The sequence below is a fragment of the Myroides sp. C6-3 genome, assembly GCF_050522425.1.
Classification (GTDB): domain Bacteria; phylum Bacteroidota; class Bacteroidia; order Flavobacteriales; family Flavobacteriaceae; genus Flavobacterium.
In genome coordinates this window covers 1-6,420 of sequence record NZ_JBMVQP010000064.1, presented here as the reverse complement: position 1 = coordinate 6,420, position 6,420 = coordinate 1, and the positions used below count along the sequence as shown (strand labels likewise).

Annotated in this window: 2 protein-coding genes and 1 pseudogene; all 3 read right to left on the bottom strand. The window is 38.1% G+C overall.

The annotated features are described in order from the left end of the window. Positions 1–154: 154 nt before the first annotated feature. On the bottom strand, positions 155–2,095 hold the full coding sequence (locus ACPDG9_RS15600) for a hypothetical protein (protein WP_430528630.1): 1,941 nt from the start codon (positions 2,093–2,095) through the stop codon (positions 155–157). A gap of 18 nt (positions 2,096–2,113) precedes the next feature. Then, on the bottom strand, positions 2,114–4,723 hold the full coding sequence (locus ACPDG9_RS15595; RefSeq protein ID WP_430528629.1) for a hypothetical protein: 2,610 nt from the start codon (positions 4,721–4,723) through the stop codon (positions 2,114–2,116). Positions 4,724–4,749: 26 nt separating this feature from the next. Continuing rightward, positions 4,750–6,420: pseudogene (locus ACPDG9_RS15590) on the bottom strand (hypothetical protein); the annotation flags it as partial.

The window sequence follows — 6,420 nt, the reverse complement described above, 5'->3', positions numbered from 1 at the left end:
AGGATTGAGCATAAACTGCGCTACTAGCTCCTAGTAAACCTAGGAAGAGTAAGCGGTTGCTATATATTTTTTTCATAGTACTTACTCATTCGTTTAAATAAACTATGCTAATCCTATTTCTAGATTAACACGGATTATACTTTGTAAACTGCTATTATGGACGTGGAGTATCTCTTACCACAAATACAATCGTCATAAATGATCCGTATTTTGCTTTTTTCTTGATGTCGTATTTCAATACTCCTTCATTAGTTACACTAACGTTGGCAAATACTTCTGGATCATAGTAAGACACATAAAAGTCTAATTCTTTAACGCCAAATGTTGGGATTGTAGGATTTTCAGCATCCGCATTTTTTACCAAACCTGGTCTTGTACCTGTTATTGGTGTATCTACAACCGTTCCTGTTCCACCATACATGGCTACATATTCGTTGTAAATATTTCTGGTTTTTCCTGTACCTACTGCACTTGTATTGAACATTACCGGTGGCATATAAAACACTTTAGGCATGGTAGCCGTTACAGTTTTTAATACTCCCGTTGCGTCAGCTACTACTACCTTATCTGTTGCAGCTCCTTTGAATTCAGGTTCATTGATGTTTACCACTTGAACACCTCCATCACCTTTTAGGGTCATAATCTTTTTTTCAACTGCTGATCCTGTTGCCCAATCGTATGTAGTAAAATCAATGTTTTTTAAATGTTCAGTACCAATCCTTAATCCTTTATCAGAATTAGCGATAATTTCAGATAATTCATTATCATGTTTTAGCTTCAATTTCGACTGAATATTATTCGATTTGTTCTTTGAAATCAAACCTATGGAAGATGTTTTGTCACCAAACATATTGATTCCCGTATGATCGCTATCATACGTAAAAACATGACGTTGTGTACCTTTTTTAAAGGTCATATTAATCAATGACCCGAAATCAACTGTTCTGGTCGTTCCTGTAGCGTGCACTAATGTACCATCATGTGTATAGATATTTTCATGAGGTTTAGGAGCTTCCCAAGAAGTAGAAAGGTCATCTCCTTTTTTTACGGTTGTCAATACTTGACCTTCCGTACCTGGAGCAATTTGCCCTGGATTTAATGATCCTCCTATTTTAGCTAAATCAAAATTCGCTTGATCCACTCCTACCGTATATACGGTATCGTTTTCTTCTCCAGCAGCAGCTGTTACCGTTACTTTATTATCTTTTGCAACTACAGATGTTGTTTTTTGTCCTGCGTGAATAGCATCTTTTAGATCCACAGATTCAGAAACAACACCGTTTACGGTAGTTTGAATCTTCGTACCTGTAACCGTGTTTGTTACTTTATCGACAAGATTTACAGTAGCCTCTACTTCATTTACCGTAGAAGTAAGTGTATTTCCTGTTGTTGCATCTTTTACTATCGTATGTGTAGTTGCAGGCGCAATCGTTGATTGATCTACCCAAGTTGTTCCCGTACCTTCACTATTGGTTACCATAACTTGATTTTTCCCCCCGTGAGCGATAGCCAATGTTACGTCTTTCAATGTAGCACCTGTCCCACCACCAACAGTAATTCCAGTTCCGGTTATTCCTTTTGCATCTGTAATTACATCAGGCGTAATACTTGTAGGAACCCATTGTCCTGGTTTTCCTTCTGTACCTGGTATGAAAGTCAATACTTGATTAGCCACTGGGGTAGTTGAAGATACCGCAACCCCTTGAATTGCACCTACTATCGTAGCATTCGTTGGTCCTGTAACATCACCGTCTAACTCAATAGCAGAAATATCTCCTTGTTGTGCAAAACGAACCCATTTTGCTCCATCCCAATAGTAGTAGCCTGGCGTTACCTCTGTAGCAGTCCCTTTAGCATTCGTTACTTGGTTATATACCATTAACGATTTTTCAGGTTTATTAATAGGAGTTGTCCCATTTGTAGTTTCCACTAAATCCACACGCGGGATCAACAATCCTCTTTTGGAGGATTGTATGTCTACTGCTGCTGATTTATGGGGTTTATCTGTACCGAAACCTTGTTGTGCATGAACTTGTTGCGTACCTAATAGCAATAGTAAACCAAGTCCTGCAAATCCAATATATGTTTTTTTCATCTTTGTTTTTCTTTTTTATTAGTTACGACCTACGACGATCCATTTCACTCCGTTCGATTTGATAATCCATCCTTGGTAAGGCATCGCTCCATAAGCGATAGTCCCTTCAGGCGAAATAATGTTCAAATAACCCGCGTGGTCTTCGTCTGTATTAACAATTTTTATACTGATAGTTTGTCCTTCTGTTCCAGCTACAGCAGGTAAGTTTAAGTTTATATCTGTATCCACTAAAGTAACTTCAATTACGATTTCTCTCATTGAAGGGTGGTAGTTGTTTACTACTGAATTAGTTCCTCCAATGTATACAGCATTTCCTTCTGTAATATTTCCTTCTGTAATATTTACTTCGCCAGCAGCTACTTCAACAGTAGCCAAAGTACCATCTTCTTGAACTACAACTGTTTTATTTCCCTTTTCAGGATCTGCAGTACCTAATCCAGTGATAGCTAAAGAACCTTTTGTGTTGTTAATCGCCAATGTTGTTGGTGTATCAATTGTACCACCTAAAACAATATCATTATCCGTTTTTGTTAAACCGTTAGACGCTGTTACGGTATTACCTAAGTTACTAGCAGCAACCCATTTTGTTTCATATACCGTTTCTCCATTCACTACTAGATCGTTTCCATCTGCATCTTTCATTGGCACATCTGAAGTAACCAATACATCTCCAGTTGTTGAACCTCCTGTGATATCGATACGCGTAGCATCTAATAATGCTTTTTCACCTCCAAATACAGAAATAGAACCTGAGGTTAATGCTTTTCCGTTCAATAACTTTCCTGTTACTTGTTGGTATGTTACTGTACCATCAGCATTAGCCACTGGAATAGATCCTTTAGGAGCGTTATCATCCCCTACATTGGCAGTCATTTTTTCTGCTGTTACTGCACCATCCGTAAGCTCCGTTGTTCCGATGCTTCCCTCTTTAATGCTTAAATGTGTTGGAACCAATACAGCAGCATCTAATCGAGACACTTTATTTGTAGTACCAATTACAATTTTACTATCTGTTGTTAAAGGTTGTCCTAAAGCAGAAGAAACGCTTTGGTACGTCACTGTTCCATCAGCTTTAGCGACAGGAACGTAACCTGCTGTTACTGGATCTCCAGTAGCACTATTTTTCGCTAGCATTTTATCCGCTGTCACTGCACCTGCATCGATTTTATCATTTGTTACTGCAGCATCCGCAATTTTTGCTGTTTCAACTGCTCCATCAGCAATCTTCGCTGTTGTAATTGCGTTATCTGCAATACCTAAAGTCACATCTTTTAATAAAGCGTTGGCTACGGACAAATCTGTTCCAACATCTCCACCAGCTGTAACGGTAATTCCATCTCCTTTTAAGGTTTTTGCTTTTAACTCGTTTGTACCTGTACCTCCAATTACATCCTCAACTAATTCTTTTGCTGAGGTTTGTTTTAAAACACCCGTTGTAGGATCTGCTACTACCACATTGTTTGAAGCTGGATTCGTTTCAGTTACATCTGTTAAACCTTTAATTGCTAAAGAAGCATCTGCATCTTCAACATTTAAAACAGTAGCAGAAGTAATTGGATTACCTCCTAAGTTAATCTTATTACCTTCAATAGAAATTCCCTGTCCAGCACCTAATGTATTAGATAAGTCAGCCGGTGATTTCCATTCTGTAATATACGTTTGTACATTATTTACAATTGGACCTTCTTTTGTAACTAATACTTGTCCTATTTCTGTACCTCCAGCAATTTCAATATTTACATCTTTTAAAAGGGCTGTAGCTCCATTTGCATCTACTTTAATGGAAGACGAAGTCAATGCTTTTCCATCAATTTCACCACCTCCAATTGCTTTGTCTAATAGTTCTTCTGGTGTAACTACTTTTAAGATTCCATCTGCTCCCATAATCACAATGTTTTGTGTAGTTGCATTAAATTCTTTTCCAGTAGAACCATCTAATTTTTCTAAACCTGTAATTGCTAAAGTATTTCCTGGTTTTCCATCTACACCTACTGTTGTCTCAATTGTTGTAGCTGTATTTAAAGTTCCACCTAATCCAACATGTACTTTATTATCAGTACCAATGCTAGCTGAGATACCATTTTCACCTACAACTGATCCGTTGATAAAGTCTTGTGGGTTTACCCATTTTGTTGAATGAACATTCTCTCCATTCACTTCTACTATTTCAGTAACTAATACTTGTCCTGCAGTAGTACCACCTTTTACACTTACGTTATAATCTGTATCACGTCCGTCTGTTGTTGATTTTACTGCAACATTTGTTCCTGCTGAAACCGTTACTGCACTTCCTGAGTTAGACGATACGAAACGCACCCATCTACCTAATCCTTGTTCTTTAGCGTTTGCTGCAGTCGATGCTTCCCAGTAATAGAAACCTGGCGTTACGTCATTCGCTGTTGCTTTATTGTATACGAATAATGAGTTTTCAGGTTTAGCCACAGGTCCTGCCTCCGTGGTTTTTGTCAATTCAATTCTAGGAATTAATAAACCTCTTTTGCTAGACACGATATCTACAGCAGCGGAACGGTCTGGTGTGTTGGTTCCGAATCCTTGTTGAGCTACAACGTTTGTTGTTGTTGTTAATACTGTAAAAGCTACTGCTGCTGATAATATAATTTTTTTCATGATAAATTTCTGTTTAAGTAAGGTGATTAGAATTTGTTAACGATTTGCCATTGTGTACCATCTGATACGAAGTCCCATCCAGAGTATGGTAAGCCTGTTTCCACTTGTTTACCTGTTTCTACTCCTGCAATGTTTCCTGCTACAACTACATAACCGTCTTCATTGTTGTCTAGTTTTTTAATGGTGTATTTTTTTCCTTTATTTTCTGCATTAGCTTCAGGTAAGGTAACAACGATATCTGCTGTTGCAGCATTTGCATCTACTAAGAGAATCGCATCCTCTGCTCCTAAAGTTGTCGTTGCAGAAACTGTTTTAACAGCTGTTGCTACGTCTACTTTCCAAATGGTCTCATTTGGATTTGTTCCATCTACACGACTTGATACTTTCGTATTGATTCCATCTTCTAAGCTTACTGTTTTTTGCTCTGCTTGTACTACTGTTTGTAAATCTTGGTAGGTTACGTTTCCTTCTTCATCTGCGATTCCCACTCTTGGTGCATCTGAAGCACTCGTTCCTGCATCTAATTTACCTGCTGTGATTGCTTTGTCTGCAATACCTAACGTCACGTCTTTTAATAAAGAGCTCGCAACTTCTTCTGTTGTTCCAACATTCTCTCCAGCAGTTACGGTAATTCCTACTCCTTTTAACTTTTTAGCTGCTAGATCACCTTTTGTAATCACATCTTCGATCATGTTTTTAGCCGAAGTTTGCTTTAACACACCTGTCGAATCAGCAATCACTAAGTTATTTGCTGTTGGACTTGTTGTTACATTAGCTAATCCTGCAAGTGCTAAGGTATTCTTGTCAGTTGTTGTAATTACAGTTGCCTCATCTAAAGGTCCACCTAATCTAAACTCGCTATTTCCAAGCGTGTCATTCACTACATTAACACCATTTTTCGCTGTTACCGTAGCAGCAACCACTTCTTTTGGATCTTGCCACTCGGTTACTTTGCGATTTTCAATGATATCTGAACCGTCTGGGTTTTGTCCTGTAACAACATCTTTCGTTACAGTAACTAATACTTGTCCATCTTGAGAACCTCCTTTAAGATCTAGTTTTGCATCTTTCAATAAAGCATCTGCTCCACCATCAACATAAATAGAAGCTGACGTTAATGAACCTTTTGTTGTTGCAATCGTATTCGCTAACTCATCTAAAGCGTCTTTTACATTCGTAGAGGTTAAACCTGAATCCCCATTATTGTAAAGAATGTTATTTGAATTGATGTCAATTGTAATAATTTCACCTCCCTTAGAATTCTTGAAAATGTACTTTCCTTCTGTCTTAGATAAGTCTTCTACATTTACCAATACTGGATCTAGGGTTACTCCTTTACCGTCGATTGGCTTCCCGTCTGCACCAATCTCCTCTTCATTATAGTACGTAAACGTTCCATCATCATTTTTAACCAATACCGTTACCGTTTCGTTTTCTTTCACAATCGTTTCGAACTTACTATTCTCTATATTTACCCAAGTGCTTGTGTTTTCATCCCACTCTTGGAAGATTGCATCACCTGTTGTTGTATCGTAAACGATTTTAGTAAATCCACCTGTACTCTCTGTCAAGTACGTGATGTAATCGTTGATTGTTGGGTAGGTGCGACCATCTACTTCGATTGGACCGTTGTTCACGATTTCCTCAAAGTTGTTCACTACTCCACCTACTACGTCAATCGCATAAATACCTGCTGG